This window comes from Mycobacterium sp., from assembly GCF_039583785.1.
Taxonomy (GTDB): Bacteria; Actinomycetota; Actinomycetes; order Mycobacteriales; family Mycobacteriaceae; genus Mycobacterium.
Map to the genome: position 1 here is coordinate 1 of NZ_JAVKSG010000029.1, position 17,479 is coordinate 17,479.

The window sequence follows — 17,479 nt, forward strand, 5'->3', positions numbered from 1 at the left end:
CATGCCAGCCGCCGAAGAACGCTGACCGAAAGAAAATCCGAGAAACGCCGCTTACACCGAATATCGGACAGTCCCCCAGGCGCAGACGGCAGAGTTTAGCAATCACGTTCCGGGCAGTTCAGGCGTGCGACGTCGCCGCCGACTTGCACCTTTTCGTGGATCGGACACAGGGCGAGCAGGATTGCTGCCAGTAAGTGAATACTAAAATTTGTTGTGTAACAATAGAACTCGCAATAGTTTAACTGTTAACGGTGCGTGCTCAAGAGGTGCGAGTTACAGGCTAGGGGAGCGGCTGCGGTTTGGCGGCGCGGCGGGCCTACTCAACACAGCAACGAGATGATCGCAGCAGCCCGGCTGCACCCGTATCGTCACTTGTTAGCGGTAAGTTTGACGTTGTCATCACCCAGCGCGAGTGCGCACGCGCAGCCGGAAGCGGACGAAGCCAGCGGCCACAGCCCCCAGCAGCACCAGCAGGCCGGTATCTTCCAACCAATAGCGCAGCGCATGTAGCCACAGCCGGTCGCCGGGCATAAGCGGGTCAATGGTGCGCAGATCGACCATCGACGCCGAGGCCGCGAAACCCCACCGCACCGGCAACAGCCACGAGACCTGGTCAAGGCCCACGTGTGGAATGAACCCTGGCAGCTCGTCAGCCATGCCGGCGGTTGCCCGAATCTTCGTCGACTATCAAGCGAATACGGAGCCTTAAGTCCCTGCTCCACAACGTAATTTGTCACAGTGCCGTATTGCTGGTGACGCGAACAGGGGAAGGGCGGGTAGTCGATCGTCGACTACAGGGCCGGCCGCCTGAGGCACGCTCAAGGTTTCACCTAACACCCGAATCATTCATTAACTGATTGAACTGTACGGCGACCTCGGCGTATGCACAGCCGATGCAAGCAGCCCATTAGAAGCGAGGGCCCGAATCATTTGCCGTGACGTGCTCAGATAGGCCAATCGTTAAGAAGTGCGAACACTTTCATCTAATGCAACTCGCAGTGGTTGCGTGCCTATAATATATATTATTGTGTCAGTAAAATCCTCATTACACTTAATTATGTTGTTTTACAACAGATTACAGCTTAATTATTCCGCGCGCGTAATCCAGAAAAAGTGATGTTCGGTTTTCACAGTCAGATTGGGCGCATCTGCGTCCTGTGGGAGCGTGGCATTTGCTTCACTGGGCCGAAACAGGTCGGCCGGGACTGTGTCTCGGAGTCTGTGCGGATTACTAAAGCCTCTCCCCCGCCGGGGGATTCGGCACTGTGTCGGCATCAAATGTGAAACCGGCCCGACGCTGTCCGGCTACGGTGAGGTCTGCCCGTCCACAAGACTGGCGTGGACCAGTTTCAGCAGCAACCCACGACGACGCGACGTGGCGGGCTGCACCCGCCTCGCTGCCGTATGCCGCCCATACGTCACGGTGACGTTTGTCGGTCCCAAAGATACTGTGCAACAGCGCTATTAAACCATGCTTCCTGGATAACTGTTATTATGCATGATATGGGCCACGGCGACCAGGCGGCTGGCGATGAGGCTCGCCCCGTTGCGCAGACAGCGCTGATAGCTTCTACCCCACATGATCCTGCCGTGCGGCAGTGTTCTGGAGGAGTGGCCTTGAATCACGTACCGCCGGGTCGGCGATATGCACAGACATCCAGCGCTCACCCGCGTCGAGGGCCACGGGTTCTTTCCTGCTCTACGCGGCCCGCCGCCCGTCTGCCCAGCTCGGCAGGCACCGTCATCGGACATCAAACACATCAGCCTTATCGATGTATCGCGTTGAGACAGCCTGTTGCACAAGCTGTCTCAACATCGATCCGCTTCTCAGTCCGTCGACACGATGCTGCCGCAACGTTGACTGGGGTACAGCGGTGACTGTCGCCGATTCACTTGCCCCGCTTGTGGGCGCCATCTTCGCAAGCCAGGTGCCGATCGCGGTACGCGGATGGGACGGCAGCCAGTCAGGACCGGCTGACGCAACGTGGTTTCTCACCTTCCGGAACCGTCGCGCTCTTCGCCGATTACTCTGGGCGCCAAATGAACTCGGCTTGGCGCGCGGTTATGTCAGCGGAGACATCGACTTCGAAGGCGACCTGCACGAATTCATGTCGGCTCTTGACGAGTCGACCGATGCCCGCAGTGGCCCGCGGGTCCACATCAGTCCGGCAGCAGCGGTTGAACTCCTCAAAGCCGCCCTACGTCTGCGCGCCATCGGCGTGCCCCCCAAAGCACCGCCGGAAGAAGGATCCACTCGGCGCGGGACACGCCATGGCCGGGCGCGCGATGCCGCCGCTATTGCCCATCATTACGACGTCGGCAATGACTTCTACCGTCTCATCCTCAACCAGTCCATGGCGTACTCCTGCGCCTACTGGGCCGCACCCGGCGACACACTCGACGAGGCTCAATACGCCAAGTGCGATCTGGTGGCACGAAAACTGGGCCTATCGCCGGGGATGCACGTCCTCGACGTTGGTTGTGGCTGGGGGACTTTCGCCGCGCACGTAGCGCGCACCTACGGTGTCACGGTCGTCGGTATCACCCTGTCGCGTGAACAAGCCGATTACGCTCGCCACCGAATTTCGGTTCAGGGTCTGAGCGAACAAGTCGAGATCCGCGTCCAGGATTACCGCGACGTCACCGACGGGCCCTATGACGCGATCGCCAGCATCGGCATGGCTGAGCACGTCGGAGCGGCACAGTTGTCCCGCTACGCCCAGAAACTGTACGAGCTGCTGGTCCCTACCGGCAGACTGCTCAACCACGCGATAGCGCGCCGACCCGTGTCCGCGCCGCAAAGCTCACGATCGTCGTTCATCGACCGCTACGTTTTCCCTGACGGCGAGCTCGAACCCGTCGCCACCATGGTCGACGCCCTCGAAGGCGCCGGCTTTGAAGTGCGTGATATGGAATCGCTACGTGAACACTACGGACGGACCCTGCGGGCGTGGCTGACCAATCTCGAAGCCAACTGGGGCAAGGTGATCGAGGCGGGCGGTCCAGGTCGTGCCCGGGTCTGGCGGCTCTATATGGCAGGCTGCGCGGTGGCGTTTGACGCCAACCGCATCGGCGTCAACCAGATCATCGCAGTCAAAACCACCGCCCGCGGCGACAGCGGCATGCCACCCACCCGCCAAAGCTTCACCGTTCCCGACGACCGCGTCCCCCAGCCCCACCAAGGCGCCCCGCCCCCGGGAACATGGGCGCCACATCCACCGGCCCTCGACCGCACCAATTTCCGGATAGGCCCGCACACGGAGGAGAAGACCTGACTGCCTCAGTAGAAGGGACGGTCGAAATCCCGCGAGGGCAACGCAACAAGTACCAAATCGATCACCATACCGGCCGCGTCCACCTGGATCGCTACCTCTACACGTCAGGCCGAACCGAACGCGGATGCTGGCCCTTGGTCCTGGGGAAAATGCTCACCCCCAAGGTCAAACCCTCCGGGCCACCGGCCCGGCGGGGCGATGCGACATGCTTGAGGTATGTACCGCTACACCCATAACGGGCTGACCTTCGACGTCCGCGACGCCGGGCCCGCCGACGGACCCGTCGTCGTTCTGCTGCACGGCTTCCCGCAACACAACGACAGCTGGGACGCCGTCATCGACCGGCTCACCGCGCACGGCTACCGCTGCCTGGCGCCCAACCAGCGAGGCTATTGCGCGGGTGCCCGCCCCCCACGCCGCCGTGACTACCGGATCCCCGAATTGGTCGGCGACCTCCGCGCGCTGATCGACGCCGGCGGCGCACAGCGGGTGCACCTGGTCGGGCACGACTGGGGCGCCGCAGTGGCCTGGGCCGCCGCGGCCGAGATGCCCGAGCGGATCAAGACCGTATCGCCGGTCTCCGTGCCGCACCCCGCGGCGTTCCTCAAGTCGTTCCTGACCAGTCGACAGGGTCTGGCGTCGTACTACATGTACCTCTTTCAGTTGCCGCGCCTCCCGGAGTGGATGATGCTGCGTCGCAACGGCAACTTCCTGGCGAAGTCGCTGCGGCGGGCCGGCCAGACGCCCGTTGTCGCCGAGCGTGATGCACGGGCCATGCTCGAACCCGGAGCCCTGACCGCGGCAATCAACTGGTATCGCGCGATGCCGTTGTCGAATCCGCGCTCGATCAACCAAAAGGTTTCAGTGCCAACGCTATACGTGTGGAGCGACCAAGACATCGCACTGCTGCCCAAGGCGGCGTACAACACCGGCAGTTACGTCACCGCGGAATACCGATTCGAGGTCATGCCCGGCGTCTCGCACTGGATACCCGACGAAGAGCCCGACAAGCTAGCCGGCCTGCTGCTCGACTGGTTCGCTGCACACTGACTCAACCAAGCCGAGATCGGCTGTTGCTCAAAGCTTCCTCGATCTCTGACCATGTCTGCTCGACGATCTTCGACGCCGGCTGCAGCTCGGTGATCCGCGACGACACCTGCCCGGTGTTGGCGACGCTGGCTTCCATGTCGCCGTCGAAGTACAGATCGGTGATGCGGCCGAGCAGTTGTATCCCGGGCTCGGCGGCGGCGACCCGAGCGGCGAGGCCGGTTCGCAGCACCCGCATCGTCGGATTTCCGGGCAGATCCAGCATCACGGTGCCGTCGTCGCCGGCCGCGATGATTTCGTTCTTGAAGTTGGCGTGCACGGCGGCTTCGTGGCTGGCCAGCATCCGGGTGCCCATTTGCACACCCTCGGCGCCGAGCACGACGGCGGCCGCGGCGCTTCGCGCATCGCAGATCCCTCCGGCCGCGATGATCGGGAGGTCGACTCGGTCGGCGACCAGCGGAAGCAAGACCAACGTCGATGCGCCCAGGGCCGACTTGAACCCGCCGCCCTCGACTCCCTCGACCACAAGCGCGTCGACGCCCGCGTCCAGGGCCTTCATCGCGCCCTTCAGCGATCCGATGACATGGACGACCGTCATGCCGGCTTCGTGCAGTCGGGCCGTGAACAGGGCCGGGTCGCCGGCAGAGGTGAAGACGTGGCGCACCTCGGCGGCGACCAGTTCGTCGACGATGGACGGATCCCGCTTCCAGCCCTGGATCATCAGGTTCGCCGCGACCGGGCGGTCGGTGAGTTCGCGCACCCTGTGCAGGTCAGCGCGCCCTTCGGGAGTCAGCGTCTCGATCATGCCCAAGCCGCCACCCGCGGAGACGGCGGCGGCCAGCTCGGCCCGGGCAATGTAGGTCATCGGGGCCTGGACGACGGGATACTGCACGCCCAGCAGCGATTGGATGCGGTTGGTCACGCCTTGGATCATGCCCGGATTGGCACTACGTGCGTCGGCGCACTAACTTTTCTCAGGTGATGTCCTCTGGTACTGGCGCAGTCTCACGGTGGGTCGTTCCTTTTCTGACAGTCGTTGCCGTGACTTTTGCCGCCACCTCGACGCTGACCGGCACCGCGCCGACGATTCGCCTGGTCGATTCGGGTAACCCGATCGCCGGCCACAACCTCTACGTCGACCCCACGTCGGCTGCCATGGCCGCCGCCCACCACGCCAACCCGCCGAGTGCCGAACTCGACACGATCGCCAACACGCCGCAGGCGTTCTGGATCGACAACGCGGTTCCCTCCGCCGCGATCGGCAGGTACGTCAACGGCGCGAACGCCGCCGGTGCCATGCCGGTGCTGGCCGTCTACGCACTCCCGCATCGCGACTGCGGTAGCTTCGCCGCCGGCGGATTCGGGTCGGGCGACGCCTACCGCCAATGGATCGACGGGGTCGCCGCCACCGTGGGAGGCACGCCGGCGACGTTCATCGTCGAGCCCGATGCGCTGGACATGGCCGACTGCCTGTCGGGCGGACAACGCGACGAGCGCTACAGCTTGATCCGCTACGCCATCGACTCCTTCACCCGTAACCCGGCCGCCGCGGTGTACATCGACGGCGGTCACTCGCGCTGGCTGCCCGCCGCGGAGATCGCCAACCGGCTCAACCAGGTCGGCGTCAACAAGGCACGAGGATTCAGCCTCAACACCTCGAACTTCCTCGGCACCGACGAGGAGATCGGTTACGGCGAGGACGTCGCCGGACGCACCGGTGGTGCGCACTACGTCGTCGACACGTCGCGCAACGGCGCCGGGCCCGCGCCCGAAGCCCCGCTGAACTGGTGCAACCCCAGCGGTCGGGCGCTCGGCACTCCGCCGACCACCGCGACTGCGGGCGCGCACGCCGACGCCTACCTATGGGTCAAGCGACCTGGTGACTCGGACGGATCCTGCGGACGCGGCGAACCGGGCCCTGGCCACTTCATGAACCAGTACGCGATCGACTTGGCGCGCGCCGCGCACCACTAGCGGGCCGACTGGCCAGTTATGACCGATGTTTTCGCAAATCTGGTGTTACAAGTGGCCACTCGACGGCAAAAGTATCTAGGGTGAGCAATTCATGACTGCAGCAGCAGAATCGCCGGCGCTCGAGGAGCGAATCGGCCATCACTACACCATGGCCGGCACCTACCTGGTCGGCCGCGAAAAGCTTCGCGAATACGCCCGCGCGGTGCAGGACTATCACCCCGCCCACTGGGATGTCGACGCCGCCGCCAAACTGGGTTACCCCGACCTGATCGCGCCGCTGACCTTCACCTCGACGCCCGGCATGACCTGCAATCGCCGAATGTTCGAGCAGATCGTCGTCGGCTACGACACCTACATGCAGACCGAGGAACTCTTCGAGCAGCATCGCCCGATCGTGGCCGGCGACGAGTTGACGGTCGACGTGGAGCTGACATCGGTGCGCAGGATGGCCGGCCGCGACCTGATCACCGTGACCAACACGTTCACCGACGCAGCGGGCGAGCGGGTGCACACCCTGCACACCACCGTCGTCGGTGTCACCGCAGCGGACATCGATCCGGCGATCAAGACCGCCGTGCAGAACGCGATGATGCACGACGTCGACATCTTCGGAATCGGCGAGGACGACTACCACAAGACGGTCCGCCCCGAGGGCGAGATCCGGATCGCCGACGGGGGCCTCACCCGCACGCCCTGGACTGCGTCGTTTGATGACATCAACGTCGGAGACGAGTTGCCGGTGCACCACGCCCGGCTGACTCGCGGTGACCTGGTGAACTATGCCGGTGTGGCGGGCGATGCGAACCCGATTCATTGGGACGAGGACATCGCCAAGCTGGCCAACCTGCCCGACGTGATCGCGCACGGAATGCTGACGATGGGTCTGGGAGCCGGGTTCGCGTCGACCTGGACGGGCGATCCCGGCGCGGTCACGCGCTACGCGGTGCGGCTGTCGGCTCCCGCGATCGTGTCGGCCAGAGCGGGCTGCGACATCGAATTCGGCGGAAAGATCAAGTCTTTGGACCCGCAGACCCGTTCCGGTGTCGTGATCGTCACCGCGAAATCCGATGGCAAGAAGATCTTCGGTATGGCCACATTGGGCGTCCGCTTCCGCTGACTGGTGTCCGCACTGGTTGCGCTAATCGAGCAGCAGGGAGCGTAATTCGTCGAGGCCGGCCTCTGTCAACGGGAGCAGCGGCGGCCGCGGATCACCGACCTCGGTGCCGAGGAGGCTGAGTCCTGCCTTGACCGTGGTGGGCAGTCCGCGTTCGACGATGAAGTGCAGTAACGGCGACAAGTCGTCGTAGATGGTCTTGGCGGTCTCGTAGTCGCCGGCTTGGGCCGCCGCGTACAGGTCGAGGCAGGGTTGCGGTCGCAGGTTGGGCGCCGCGGTGCACCAACCGCTCGCGCCGGCGGTGAGTGCGTCGAGGATGAGCGGGTTGCTGCCGTTGTAGAACGGCAGTGCGTCTCCGGTGAGTTCCTTGATCCGCAGCATGCGATCGAGGTCGCCGGTGGACTCTTTGACCATCGTGACGTTGTCGATGTCGGTGAACATCTGCACGAGCAGTTCGGGGCTCATGTCGATGCCACTGGTGGCCGGATTGTTGTAGGCCATGATCGGAATATCCAGTGCTGCAGCCACAGTGGCGTAATGCTGGGCAATCTCGCGCGGGGTCAGTTTCCAGTACGAGACTGGCAGGATCATCACCGCGTCGGCGCCCGCGCGTTGCGCGTAGGCGGCGCGGCGAACGGTGTTGGCCGTGGTCAAGTCGCCGGAGCCGACGATCACCGGCACTCGGTGGTCGACGGTGTCGACCGTTGCGTCGACGACGCTGTCGAATTCGGCTTCGGTGAGATAGGCCGCTTCGCCGGTGCTGCCGAGCGGTGCGATCGCGTGAACCCCTGCGGCGATGAGCTTTTCGAGCAGAGCCGTTAGGGCGGCGGTGTCCACGCCGCCGCCGGCGTCAAAGGGCGTGATCGGGTAGGCGATGATGCCGTGGATGGCCGGTGCGGGGGTCATCATGGTCTCCTCGTCGGGCAAAGCGGCGCTAGTCGGACAGGACGTCGGGGTGTCGCGCGAGTGCGCGCCGCGCGTAGTAGGCGAAGTTGGCTTGGCTGCGCGTGGGAGTCAGGGTCCAGTCGTGGGCTTCGCGAGCCAACGCCTCGGGCAGCGGCTTGATGGCGCCGGCGGCCATGGCCGCCAGCTGCAGTTTGGCGCCGCGTTCGATCAGAACCGCCAGCGAACAGGCTTCCGCCACGCTCGCCCCGGCGATGATATGTCCGAGATGAGCGAGCAGCACGGCCTTCTTGTCGCCCAGTGCGGCGCTGATGATTTCGCCTTCTTCGTTACCTACCGGCACGCCCGGCCAGTCCGGCAAGAATGCGCAGTCGTCGTAGAGCGGGGTGAGGTCCATGTGGGAGACGACCAGTGGCACCTCGAGCATCGACAGCGCCGCGACGTGGAACGCGTGGGTGTGCACGATGCAGTGGACGTCGGGGCGGGCGCGATAGATCCAGGAGTGAAAGCGGTTGGCGGGGTTGGCCATACCCTCGCCGGATAAGACGTTGAGGTCCTCGTCGACCACCAGCAGGTTGCCGGCGGTGATCTCGTCGAAGCCCAGGCCGAGTCGCTGGGTGTAGAACGTGCCGGGCTGCTCGGCCCGAGCGGTGATCTGTCCGGCCAGTCCCGAGTCGTGTCCGCCGTCGAACAGGGCACGGCAGGTCAGCGCGACCTTCTGCCGCAAAGTCCAATCAGCGTCGGCGAATTCTTGCGCCATGACGTCCTGCGCACGCTGGATGAGCTCGTGTTTGGAGTCGTTGAACGTCGAACTCACAGTCCACCTCCGGCTAGCGGATCACGTGGCACGGACTCGGTCGCTTCGTGGACCATCCGAGTGCCCGATTTGATTACACCTTCAGGATATCCGCGATGATCGCCAACCGTCTCGCTGCCGGCCTGCCCGACGGATGTCACCGAGGGACCGAGGCGGTATGGGTAGACCGTGTGCGCACCCGAGTCGTGAGATGTAATGGGAGCAATCGGACAACGAGGAATGTAGATGCGTAGACGCAGGCTGACGATCGTCGCCCTCTGCGTACTGGTCGTCATCGTCGCAGGATGGGCACTGTTACGTCACCATCCTGCCCAACCGGTGGTCGACGGAACAAGCCAGCCGACGTGTCCGATGGTCACGCTGCCGCACGAGGTTGTCGACACCGTGAAACGCATCCACGCAGGAGGTCCATTTCCGTTTCCGCGCAGCGACGGTGCGGTGTTCGCCAACCACGAGGGGCATCTACCCAAGCAGCGCAGCGGCTACTACCACGAGTACACGGTGATCACGCCGCGTGCCAGAGACCGGTCCATGCGCCGTATCGTCACCGGCGGAACGCCATCGGCGCATCCGAGCCAATATTTCTATACGGGTAACCATTACGACTCGTTCTGTCTGGTCACCGACGCGGGAAGTCAACAATGACGCGAGGACCGACCGACAGCAACCCGGTGGTCTACCGAATTGATGGCCGAAAGATCAAGTCCCCCAGCGACTTCTACCGTGAGATCGGCGCTGCCGTCAATGGCGCGGGCGGGTACTTCGGCCGCAACCTGGACGCATTGGCCGATTGCCTGCGGGGTGGATTCGGCACCCCGGAGAAACGACCATACGAATTCGAATGGCAGCACAGCGCGCTGTCGCGGCGCTACCTCGACAAGGTCAGCAGCGGCAGACAGACGCTGTTCGAGGCGATCCTGGAGATCTTCACCGACGCTGGGGTATCCCTGCACCTGAGATGACGCGACGTGTCACCAGACATCACCGTCGAAGAAGGTTCGCAGCGCCGCACCGATGCGGTTCATTCCGGACAGCGCCACGTCTCGAAGGGCCGCGTCCGAGGCTTCCCAATTAGCGATCACCGCATAGCAGAAGCAGGTGGCGTCCTGGCTGATGCTGCCGACATCTGCCCTGACTCCCCGATCCGCACCAGTTTTATTGCGCATAAGGATGTTTCGATCTGACGGCCCATGCGCAAGCGGATCGAGGCCGAATGCGAACCCCACCATGGACAGGTCCACTCCTGTTGCCAGCCAGGCGTTCACCTGTTCGGACAACGCCGGAGAGATCAGCTCGTTGCGCGACAGTTCACTCATCACGCGCGACCATTCCGATGCTGCGCCGGTCGACAGCGTCGGTGGATCATTCGGGCCGCGATGGTCTCGCACCCGGTCAAGCAGCGCCGTGTCGACGAGACCGAGGGTTTCGGCGAGGCGGCGAACTGCCGGCAGTCCCACCTGTTTCAGCAGGACGTTTGTCGCCAGGTTGTCGCTGACACTGGCCACCAAAACGCAGAGGTCATCGACGGCCAGCGCCTCGGCGCGGAGGTGCTGCCAGACTCCTGAATCGGCCACCATCAACCCAGGCTCCCGGCCGAGCAGGGTTGCTCCGCTGAGATCACCTTCGCCGCGTTGCCGGGCGACCTCGATCAGCAACAGGAGCTTGCCGACGCTCGCCGTGTTCATCGCACGATGGGCGTTGCACGAGGCCACTTCGCGGCCGGCGGTGTCCCGGATGGACATCGACCATTCCACGCCGCTGCTGGTGTCCACCACATCGTCGATGTGTCGCTGGAGCACCGTGACGTCCTCCCCGCTACGACTTGGCGTCGTCCAGAAGCAGCGCAGGTTCCGATCCCCCGCGCCGGATGACGACCGCACTTTTCTTATCTTCGGGCGGAGCCTAGAACTCCACGTTTGTGCAGATGCTGTGAATGGCCTTCATTGACCCTGTCGATAGCCGGTCGGCTGGGCCTTATCCATTTTGCTGAACGTCACATCGTAGGGACAGATTTCTCGGTCTGCTGCGATCAATCCGTATCCCGCGGAGACGATCCGCAGATCAACGAAGTCGTCTCCGAAGGCTCGGCGCAACCTGTCGACGCCGCGCATCAGATACAGGTGTTGCCAGCCGGTGTACATCTCGGCCGCCGGCTGCCGAACCCGCGCCAGCTCGTGCTCTCTTTCCGCGAGCGCCGGTGTAGTTGTGCAAGCTCGCACAGGTTGAGGCGCCGAACCGCGAGGTCGAAGTCGGCCAACAGCAGGTTCGCCAACCCCAGCCGCGACTCGCAACTCACATGATCCCGCCTGAGGATGCCGCCGCCTCGAGATGCCAGGATGATGTAGGCGTGAGTCTGCATATGGGTCTGGTCATGCTGCTGGCCGCCGTCGGCGTCATCGTCGCGGTGACGTGGATCGCCGAACGTACCGGCTTGCCCAGCGCGGCGTTGCTCGCCGTGGGCGGTATCGTCTACGCGTTCCTACCTGGACCTAACATCGTCCTTCGTCCTGACCCCGCGCTGTACTGCATCTTGCCTCCGTTGCTCTACAACGCGGCGCTGGAGTCGTCGCTCCTCCAAATTCGACGCAACCTGCGGACGGTGATCAGCCTCTCGGTCGTTCTCGTTCTGGTGACGGCATTCTCGGTAGGCGCCACGTTCGCCTTGCTGGTCGGCGGCGCAACGTTCGCGATCGGCACAGCGCTGGGTGCGGCGGTGGCACCCCCTGATCCGGTCGCGGCACTCGCCGTCGCCCGCAAGGTTGGACTTCCGGCGAACATCATCACCCTCGTCGAGGGCGAAGGGTTGCTCAACGACGCGACGGCGCTGACCACGCTGTCCGTGACCGTCGCGGTAGCCAGCGGCGATGGCTTCTCGGCAGCGTCCGCAGCCGAAAAATTCCTGTTTGCGGCTATCGGGGGTTTCGCGGTGGGAGTGGCGATCGCCGTGGGCCGGCGGCTGGTCAACCGCTGGATATCCGACAGCTTGGCGGCCAACGCGGTTTCGCTCGCCACTCCTTTCGTGGCTTACTTTGCTGCCGAACAGATTTCAGCCTCCGGCGTGCTCGCCGTGGTGGTGTGCGGGTTGATCGTCGGGCACGATCTTCCGCGGACAGAATCCAGCGCCACCCGGTTGCAGACGCGGGCCGTCTGGCGATTGGTCAACTTCCTGCTCGAGGGCTTCGTGTTCCTGCTCATCGGCCAGCAGCTCCCCCGAATTCTGCGCAGGCTCAGCAGTTATCCGCCGCAGACGATCATCGCGGCGGTGGGCGGCACCCTCGCGGTCGTGCTGTTGGTGCGACCGCTGTGGTTGCTGGGCACTCAGATGCTGCCCCGACCCCTGCACTCCCGGCTCGGTAATGTTGCGGGCACCGATCCGGACAGCTCGGCGGCTTCAGCCTCGGACAGGTCCGCACGCGAACGGGAGTCGCGGCGACTCAGCCTCCGGGAGGTCGTCGTGTTAAGTTGGGCCGGCACCCGCGGCGTCGTCAGCCTCGCCGCCATATTCACGGTGCCACTGGTGACCGAGACCGGTGAGCCATTTCCCGACCGAGATCTGCTGCTGTTCTGCACGTTGGTCGTCGTCCTCGTAACCCTCATCGGCCAAGGCCTCACGTTCGCCCCCTTGGCCCGCGCCCTGGGTATCCGCGCCAAGCCCGCCGACGAGTCGCGGCTGCGCAAAATGGCCGACATCGCTGCGGTCCGGGCCGCGATCGAACGGCTGGACACGCTGGACCAGCAGAGCCACACCACTCTTGAACACAACGCGATCGATAACGTGCGCGGACAGCTTTCGGACCGGCTCAAAACGCGACAACAACAACTCGACGTGCTCGAAATGACAGGCATCGACAACATCCCGGCCTTTCCCGACGACGACGCACTCCTCGAAACACGTCGAGCAGCCATCGACGCTCAGCGCGAAGAACTGGTGCGCTGGCGAGACGCCGGCATGCTCTCGGACCAAGGCTTGCGGGCCCTGGGACGAGCGCTCGACCACGAGGAAGGCATGCTGACCTTGAGCCGGCCGTGATCGCTCCCGCCCTCGAATGCGGTGGTCGGCGACGATCTGGGCGGCGAGCCCGGCCAACGTCACAAAATCGCCCTGCACAGGTACGGGGCGTACCGCTAACCGGGACGGGCGCCTGCGGACGGATCGTTTCGGACAGTCGCTAGCCATTTGGCGCTTTCAACGGAATCCTGGACCGATGACCAAGCGAATCCTGAACGTCGTCACCAATGTCTCCCATTACGAGGACCCGTCCGAGCCGACCGGGCTCTGGCTCTCGGAGTTGACGCACGCCTACCACGTGTTCGCCGAGGCCGGTTATGAGCAGACGATTGTCAGCCCGCGCGGCGGCACTTCGCCACTGGAGCCGCGTTCACTGAAGTTCCCGAACTACGACAAGAGCGCCAAGGCATGGCGGACCAACGACCGGAAAATGCTGCTGCTGCACCGCACCGCCTCGCCCGCTGACATCAACCCGGCGGATTTCGACGCGATCTATTTCACCGGCGGTCACGCGGTGATGTTTGACTTCCCCGATAGCGAAGGTCTGCAACGTATTACGCGTGCGATTTACGAGCGCGGCGGGGTCGTGTCCGCGGTGTGTCACGGCTACTGCGGCCTGCTCAACACCGAATTGTCGGACGGGAAGCTTTTGGTTGCCGGGCGGAAGCTCACCGGGTTCGCCTGGTCGGAGGAGGTCTTGGCCCGGGTCAGCAAGCTGGTGCCCTACAACGTCGAAGCGGAGATGAAGAAGCGGGGCGCCCGATACGGAAAGGGCTTGATTCCCTTCGCTTCACACGTCGTGGTCGACGGGCGGCTGGTGACGGGTCAGAATCCGGGGTCGGCCAAGGCGACGGCGAAGAAGGTCGTCGCCGTGTTGGAAGGCTGACCGTTGCGCCTCGTCCTCGCCTTTGTTGTCGTCAAGCTCCGCGTCGTCCTGCGACTCCTCGTGATAGCGCAGGTGGCACGGCGGGCGGTCTGGCATCGGAGTGCGGGACGGCGAAAGAGCCCGCAGCCGTCAGGCGCTACCACCCGCCCGCTGTTTCGTGCGGTAGCAAACGGGGTACCACCCGGTTCTGCACGGGCGCTGAGGCGTAGCCGTCCGTCGTTACGAACTTTGATCGAAAGAGAGGGCGTCATGGGGCATCGAGACCCTGCACTGACATACGACGAACTGCTGGATGTCTTCAAAAGCTCACTGGGCCAAGCGTTATCCGGCCATCGACTGCCGCACGACTCCGCGATATTGAATGTGACGGTGCTACTCACCCTGCTCGACGTTGCCAACGCGGCGCGCCAGCGCCGCCCAACCGAGGGCCTCGTCACTCGCGCCACCGAGGCCTTCGCCGCGTACGCCGCAGACTTCGCGACGGATGATGCCGCGCTTCAACCGTTCGACATGGCGGCCGGTGCGGCACGGTCGAGTGCCGTGCGATCGATGATGGTCGCCAACTAGCCGCGACACCGGGCAATGTCGCGCCGCCTGCCATCGCTTCGTGGCTCTACATTTGCCGAGAAGGCCCGCGCCGCACGGACTGAACTCTGCTGGCAGCGGCAACGTGGTCACGCCAGCGTGGTTGAAACGGTACAGAAGCGCGACATTCGACCAGTGCGGCAACACCGTTGACAGCAGTCACATTGTTAACATCGCTCGGTGCAGGATCCGTCGGCGATCACGAACCTTCAGCGCCCGGTTTCCCGGCGCGAGGCGCTGCGCTACGCCGCCGCGGCGACAACGCTGGCCGGTCTGGGTGCGGCAGCGGTCGGTGTCGGCATCCCCACGGCGTCCGCGGCCGCTCCCCAACTGATCGACTTCGCCATGCGTCCGATTCCGGCGCAGGACATCCGGGCTGCCGGCTATTCCGGCGTGATCAGCTACGTCTCGCAGTCGCGTCCCGGCTCGTCGTTTGGCGCCAAACCCATCACCCGGCCCTACGCTCAGTCGCTGACCGCCGCCGGGTTGGCGATCGTCAGCAACTACCAATACGGCAAGCCGGGCGGCACCGCACCGTCGGACTTCACCCGCGGGTTCGCCGGCGGGGTTGCCGATGCGCGCACCGCCTGGCAGCTGCATACCGCGGCGGGCGGCGGTCAGAGTGCGCCGATCTTCTTCACCGTCGATGACGACATCAATCGTGACACCTGGAATAACGTTGCGCTGCAGTGGTTTCGCGGAATCAACTCGGTACTGGGGGTGCAGCGCACCGGCGTCTACGGGGGCATCAACACCTGCCAATGGGCCGCCGCCGATGGCGTCATCGGCAATTCGAGCACACCTGGCCGGCGGTGGGCCTGGCAGACCCGATCCTGGTCGCACGGCCAGGTCGACCCTGCCGCTGTTCTCTACCAGCGCATCGTGAGCACGGCGTCTACCCCGGGGCCATTGGTCGGTGGGCTAGAAGTCGACGTCAACGACGCCCTGGCCCAGGACTGCGGCCAATGGAACCTGCATCCCTGAGGTAGTCGACCGCGCCACGCGGCCACGCGGGTTTGGATCAACCCCCCATTGACCCGCCTGGTCGGCTGCGACCGTTACTGCTGATCAGCGTTGTCACAGCGAACCGTCGACGCGTCGTGAAGGCATGGCCGCATTGCGGCCCGCGAGATGAGGTCAGTCCCGGTCAGTACGATGAGATAGCGAAACGTCGAGACCGGGATGGTCGACACCGCAGGGTTGAGCCCGCTAGGCCGTGATCTCAAGTTGGAGGTGAAGATGACTGCCGGTGCCGGTCACGAACCGACCCCGCAACGCTCCCTGCGCACGATCGACACACTGCCGCGCGTCGGCGTGCGTGGTTTGGTGCGCGATCGCGGACGTTTCTTCCGACCGCTGGGGCAACACTCGGCGCTTCGCGGAATTGGCGAGCAGTTCCTGATCGACATCCCGTTCGGCCCGAAGATGGTTGTCACCTCATCCCCCGACGACGCCAAGGCCGTGTTCGCCGACCGGGACGGCGCACTGTCGTTTGGGGAACTGCTGAAGCGGTTCTCCCCGCACGAGCGGCTGTTCGGCAGCGACGCGTTCATCTTTCTCGAGGGCGAAGCCCACATGGAAGAGAAGCGCAAGGTCGCGCCACCACTGCACGGCAAGGCACTGAAGTCCTACGAGCAGACCATGACCGACATCGTGATGCACAGGCTGCCGGACTGGCCGCTCGGCGAGCGGGTCGAGTTCTGCGACATCGGCGGCCAACTGTCACTCGACGTCATGATGACGGTGATCTTCGGCGTCTCGAAGCCCGAGCGGATGCAGCGCTTGGAGCGGGCGATGCTCGCGCACTGCGCGGTCACCGAGAGCCCGAGCTTTCTCGGTGTCGGAATGCTGTCCATGGCGGTTCGCGGCAGCTGGCTGGCGGTGCCCCAGGTCGCTCGGACGGCCGCCGCGGTCGACGCGATCGTTCTCGAAGAGATTGCCGAACGACGACGCACCGGGTCTCGCCCCGACGACTGCCTGAGCTTGTTCTTGGAGATCAATCAGCAGGACGAGCATCCGCGCGACGACGCGTTTCTGGCGCGCTCGATGCGCGGGCTGATGCTGGCCGGCTACGCCGCCACCGCGGTCACCTTGGGGTGGGTGGCTGAGCTGCTGGTCCATCAACCCGAGACGCTCGCCGCGCTCGAGGAGAGTATCGACCGGGGCGAGGACGCCTATCTCGATGCCGTGATCGCCGAGTCGATGCGCTTGCGGCCGGCGTTACCCGTCACCGGGCGCCGGGCACTGCGGGATTTCGACCTGAATGGGCTGCATATCCCGCGCGGCGCGTACATCATCCTCGCGATCATGGCGATGCACGAACGCGACGACTTGCATCCCGACCCCGCGGCCTTTCGACCTGAACGATTTCTGGACTCGCGGCCGGGCCCCAACACTTGGCTACCGTTCGGCGGCGGCGTTTACCGCTGCGTCGGCGCCGAGTTCGTGCTGTTCGAGGCTCGCGTGCTGCTGCGCACCCTGCTGCAACACCGCAGGCTCGGCGCGGTCGACGGTGGACCCGGCGGTCGCCCCAGCCGTAAACACCCGTTGCCGGTGCCCACCAACGGCGCTCCGGTTGTGCTGTCCACCTACCACCGAGCTGGTAGATCGGCGGCGGGAGACCATTCCTAGGTGAGCGGCCAGCGCCGGTGCGCTGAGGCGGTCAGCCACCGCTGTAGCGTCTGCACCGCGCCCAGCGACCACGTAATTTCCCGACCGGGCATCCTTGCCGGCAAATAAGATTTACCTGGAAGGACGGGAGAACAAATGCGAGGCACAGTGCGACGCAGGTGCTGCGGGGAATTGCGTCATCGCGCGCACCGTTGCAGATGGTCCTACGGCGGTATCGCCGTCACCTCGTGGTCGAGGC

16 protein-coding genes, 1 pseudogene and 1 riboswitch are annotated in these 17,479 nt (G+C 64.5%); of the genes and pseudogenes, 12 read left to right on the forward strand and 5 right to left on the reverse strand.

Going from position 1 to position 17,479, the window contains the following annotated elements; translation table 11 throughout:
- Window positions 1-399 precede the first annotated feature (399 nt).
- The gene (locus tag ABDV69_RS11095; RefSeq protein ID WP_343574163.1) at window positions 400-657 is read right to left on the reverse strand and encodes a hypothetical protein; all 258 of its coding nucleotides are present in this window, start codon (window positions 655-657) and stop codon (window positions 400-402) included.
- An 861-nt stretch (window positions 658-1,518) separates the two neighbouring features.
- A riboswitch (Fluoride riboswitch) is annotated at window positions 1,519-1,580 on the forward strand.
- 294 nt (window positions 1,581-1,874) lie between these two features.
- Here ABDV69_RS11095 and ABDV69_RS11100 point away from each other — a divergent pair.
- The 3 genes and pseudogenes from ABDV69_RS11100 (at window position 1,875) to ABDV69_RS11110 (ending at window position 4,325) form a co-directional block, all read left to right on the forward strand.
- Window positions 1,875-3,275, forward strand: a complete 1,401-nt coding sequence (locus ABDV69_RS11100; protein ID WP_343574166.1) for a cyclopropane-fatty-acyl-phospholipid synthase family protein — start codon at window positions 1,875-1,877, stop codon at window positions 3,273-3,275.
- A pseudogene (locus tag ABDV69_RS11105) lies at window positions 3,272-3,379 on the forward strand (inorganic diphosphatase); the annotation flags it as partial. The gene ABDV69_RS11100 and the pseudogene ABDV69_RS11105, both read left to right, overlap by 4 nt.
- 112 nt (window positions 3,380-3,491) lie before the next feature.
- Window positions 3,492-4,325: an alpha/beta fold hydrolase gene (locus ABDV69_RS11110; protein WP_343574168.1), complete on the forward strand. Its 834-nt coding sequence runs from the start codon at window positions 3,492-3,494 to the stop codon at window positions 4,323-4,325.
- A 1-nt stretch (window position 4,326) separates the two neighbouring features.
- Here the strand turns inward: ABDV69_RS11110 and ABDV69_RS11115 are convergent, their stop codons facing one another.
- Window positions 4,327-5,244 (reverse strand): nitronate monooxygenase, encoded by a 918-nt coding sequence (locus ABDV69_RS11115; RefSeq protein ID WP_343574171.1) that lies wholly within the window; start codon window positions 5,242-5,244, stop codon window positions 4,327-4,329.
- Window positions 5,245-5,303: 59 nt separating this feature from the next.
- Between ABDV69_RS11115 and ABDV69_RS11120 the strand changes: the two genes are divergently transcribed.
- Both ABDV69_RS11120 and ABDV69_RS11125 read left to right on the forward strand, forming a co-directional pair.
- The gene (locus ABDV69_RS11120) at window positions 5,304-6,296 is read left to right on the forward strand and encodes a glycoside hydrolase family 6 protein (protein WP_343574173.1); all 993 of its coding nucleotides are present in this window, start codon (window positions 5,304-5,306) and stop codon (window positions 6,294-6,296) included.
- Window positions 6,297-6,387: 91 nt separating this feature from the next.
- Window positions 6,388-7,413, forward strand: coding sequence for a fused (3R)-hydroxyacyl-ACP dehydratase subunits HadA/HadB (locus ABDV69_RS11125; RefSeq protein ID WP_343574176.1), 1,026 nt, complete (start codon window positions 6,388-6,390; stop codon window positions 7,411-7,413).
- A gap of 21 nt (window positions 7,414-7,434) precedes the next feature.
- On the opposite strand, the gene ABDV69_RS11130 is transcribed toward ABDV69_RS11125, so the two are convergent.
- Together ABDV69_RS11130 and ABDV69_RS11135 are read right to left on the reverse strand one after the other, a co-directional pair.
- Window positions 7,435-8,316, reverse strand: a complete 882-nt coding sequence (locus tag ABDV69_RS11130) for a dihydrodipicolinate synthase family protein (protein ID WP_343574177.1) — start codon at window positions 8,314-8,316, stop codon at window positions 7,435-7,437.
- Between the two features lie 28 nt (window positions 8,317-8,344).
- Entirely contained in the window at window positions 8,345-9,130 is a 786-nt protein-coding gene (locus ABDV69_RS11135; protein WP_343574179.1) for an aldolase, read from the reverse strand.
- Between the two features lie 351 nt (window positions 9,131-9,481).
- On the opposite strand from ABDV69_RS11135, the gene ABDV69_RS11140 reads away from it, so the two are divergent.
- Together ABDV69_RS11140 and ABDV69_RS11145 are read left to right on the forward strand one after the other, a co-directional pair.
- Window positions 9,482-9,775 carry a ribonuclease domain-containing protein gene (locus ABDV69_RS11140; protein ID WP_343574229.1) on the forward strand — a complete coding sequence of 98 codons (294 nt, stop codon included), beginning with the start codon at window positions 9,482-9,484 and terminating at the stop codon, window positions 9,773-9,775.
- Window positions 9,772-10,092, forward strand: a complete 321-nt coding sequence (locus ABDV69_RS11145) for a barstar family protein (protein ID WP_343574181.1) — start codon at window positions 9,772-9,774, stop codon at window positions 10,090-10,092. The genes ABDV69_RS11140 and ABDV69_RS11145 overlap by 4 nt, the downstream gene beginning before the upstream one ends.
- Window positions 10,093-10,101: 9 nt before the next feature.
- Here the strand turns inward: ABDV69_RS11145 and ABDV69_RS11150 are convergent, their stop codons facing one another.
- Window positions 10,102-10,902: a serine hydrolase gene (locus tag ABDV69_RS11150; protein ID WP_343574184.1), complete on the reverse strand. Its 801-nt coding sequence runs from the start codon at window positions 10,900-10,902 to the stop codon at window positions 10,102-10,104.
- A 587-nt stretch (window positions 10,903-11,489) separates the two neighbouring features.
- On the opposite strand from ABDV69_RS11150, the gene ABDV69_RS11155 reads away from it, so the two are divergent.
- The 5 genes from ABDV69_RS11155 (at window position 11,490) to ABDV69_RS11175 (ending at window position 17,241) form a co-directional block, all read left to right on the forward strand.
- Window positions 11,490-13,160 (forward strand): sodium:proton antiporter, encoded by a 1,671-nt coding sequence (locus tag ABDV69_RS11155; RefSeq protein ID WP_343574232.1) that lies wholly within the window; start codon window positions 11,490-11,492, stop codon window positions 13,158-13,160.
- Window positions 13,161-13,335: 175 nt separating this feature from the next.
- Window positions 13,336-14,025 carry a type 1 glutamine amidotransferase domain-containing protein gene (locus ABDV69_RS11160; RefSeq protein WP_343574187.1) on the forward strand — a complete coding sequence of 230 codons (690 nt, stop codon included), beginning with the start codon at window positions 13,336-13,338 and terminating at the stop codon, window positions 14,023-14,025.
- A gap of 249 nt (window positions 14,026-14,274) precedes the next feature.
- Window positions 14,275-14,592, forward strand: coding sequence for a hypothetical protein (locus tag ABDV69_RS11165; protein WP_343574189.1), 318 nt, complete (start codon window positions 14,275-14,277; stop codon window positions 14,590-14,592).
- A gap of 198 nt (window positions 14,593-14,790) precedes the next feature.
- The gene (locus tag ABDV69_RS11170) at window positions 14,791-15,594 is read left to right on the forward strand and encodes a DUF1906 domain-containing protein (protein ID WP_343574191.1); all 804 of its coding nucleotides are present in this window, start codon (window positions 14,791-14,793) and stop codon (window positions 15,592-15,594) included.
- Window positions 15,595-15,849: 255 nt separating this feature from the next.
- Window positions 15,850-17,241, forward strand: a complete 1,392-nt coding sequence (locus ABDV69_RS11175; RefSeq protein ID WP_343574193.1) for a cytochrome P450 — start codon at window positions 15,850-15,852, stop codon at window positions 17,239-17,241.
- Window positions 17,242-17,479 lie beyond the last annotated feature (238 nt).

Bases quoted from the DNA above. Each gene is read 5' to 3' on its own strand.
- ABDV69_RS11095 (WP_343574163.1), bottom strand. From the start codon at position 657: ATGGCTGACGAGCTGCCAGGGTTCATTCCACACGTGGGCCTTGACCAG.
- ABDV69_RS11110 (WP_343574168.1), top strand. From the start codon at position 3,492: ATGTACCGCTACACCCATAACGGGCTGACCTTCGACGTCCGCGACGCC.
- ABDV69_RS11120 (WP_343574173.1), top strand. From the start codon at position 5,304: ATGTCCTCTGGTACTGGCGCAGTCTCACGGTGGGTCGTTCCTTTTCTG.
- ABDV69_RS11125 (WP_343574176.1), top strand. From the start codon at position 6,388: ATGACTGCAGCAGCAGAATCGCCGGCGCTCGAGGAGCGAATCGGCCAT.
- ABDV69_RS11130 (WP_343574177.1), bottom strand. From the start codon at position 8,316: ATGACCCCCGCACCGGCCATCCACGGCATCATCGCCTACCCGATCACG.
- ABDV69_RS11140 (WP_343574229.1), top strand. From the start codon at position 9,482: ATGGTCACGCTGCCGCACGAGGTTGTCGACACCGTGAAACGCATCCAC.
- ABDV69_RS11145 (WP_343574181.1), top strand. From the start codon at position 9,772: ATGACGCGAGGACCGACCGACAGCAACCCGGTGGTCTACCGAATTGAT.
- ABDV69_RS11155 (WP_343574232.1), top strand. From the start codon at position 11,490: ATGGGTCTGGTCATGCTGCTGGCCGCCGTCGGCGTCATCGTCGCGGTG.
- ABDV69_RS11160 (WP_343574187.1), top strand. From the start codon at position 13,336: ATGACCAAGCGAATCCTGAACGTCGTCACCAATGTCTCCCATTACGAG.
- ABDV69_RS11165 (WP_343574189.1), top strand. From the start codon at position 14,275: ATGGGGCATCGAGACCCTGCACTGACATACGACGAACTGCTGGATGTC.
- ABDV69_RS11175 (WP_343574193.1), top strand. From the start codon at position 15,850: ATGACTGCCGGTGCCGGTCACGAACCGACCCCGCAACGCTCCCTGCGC.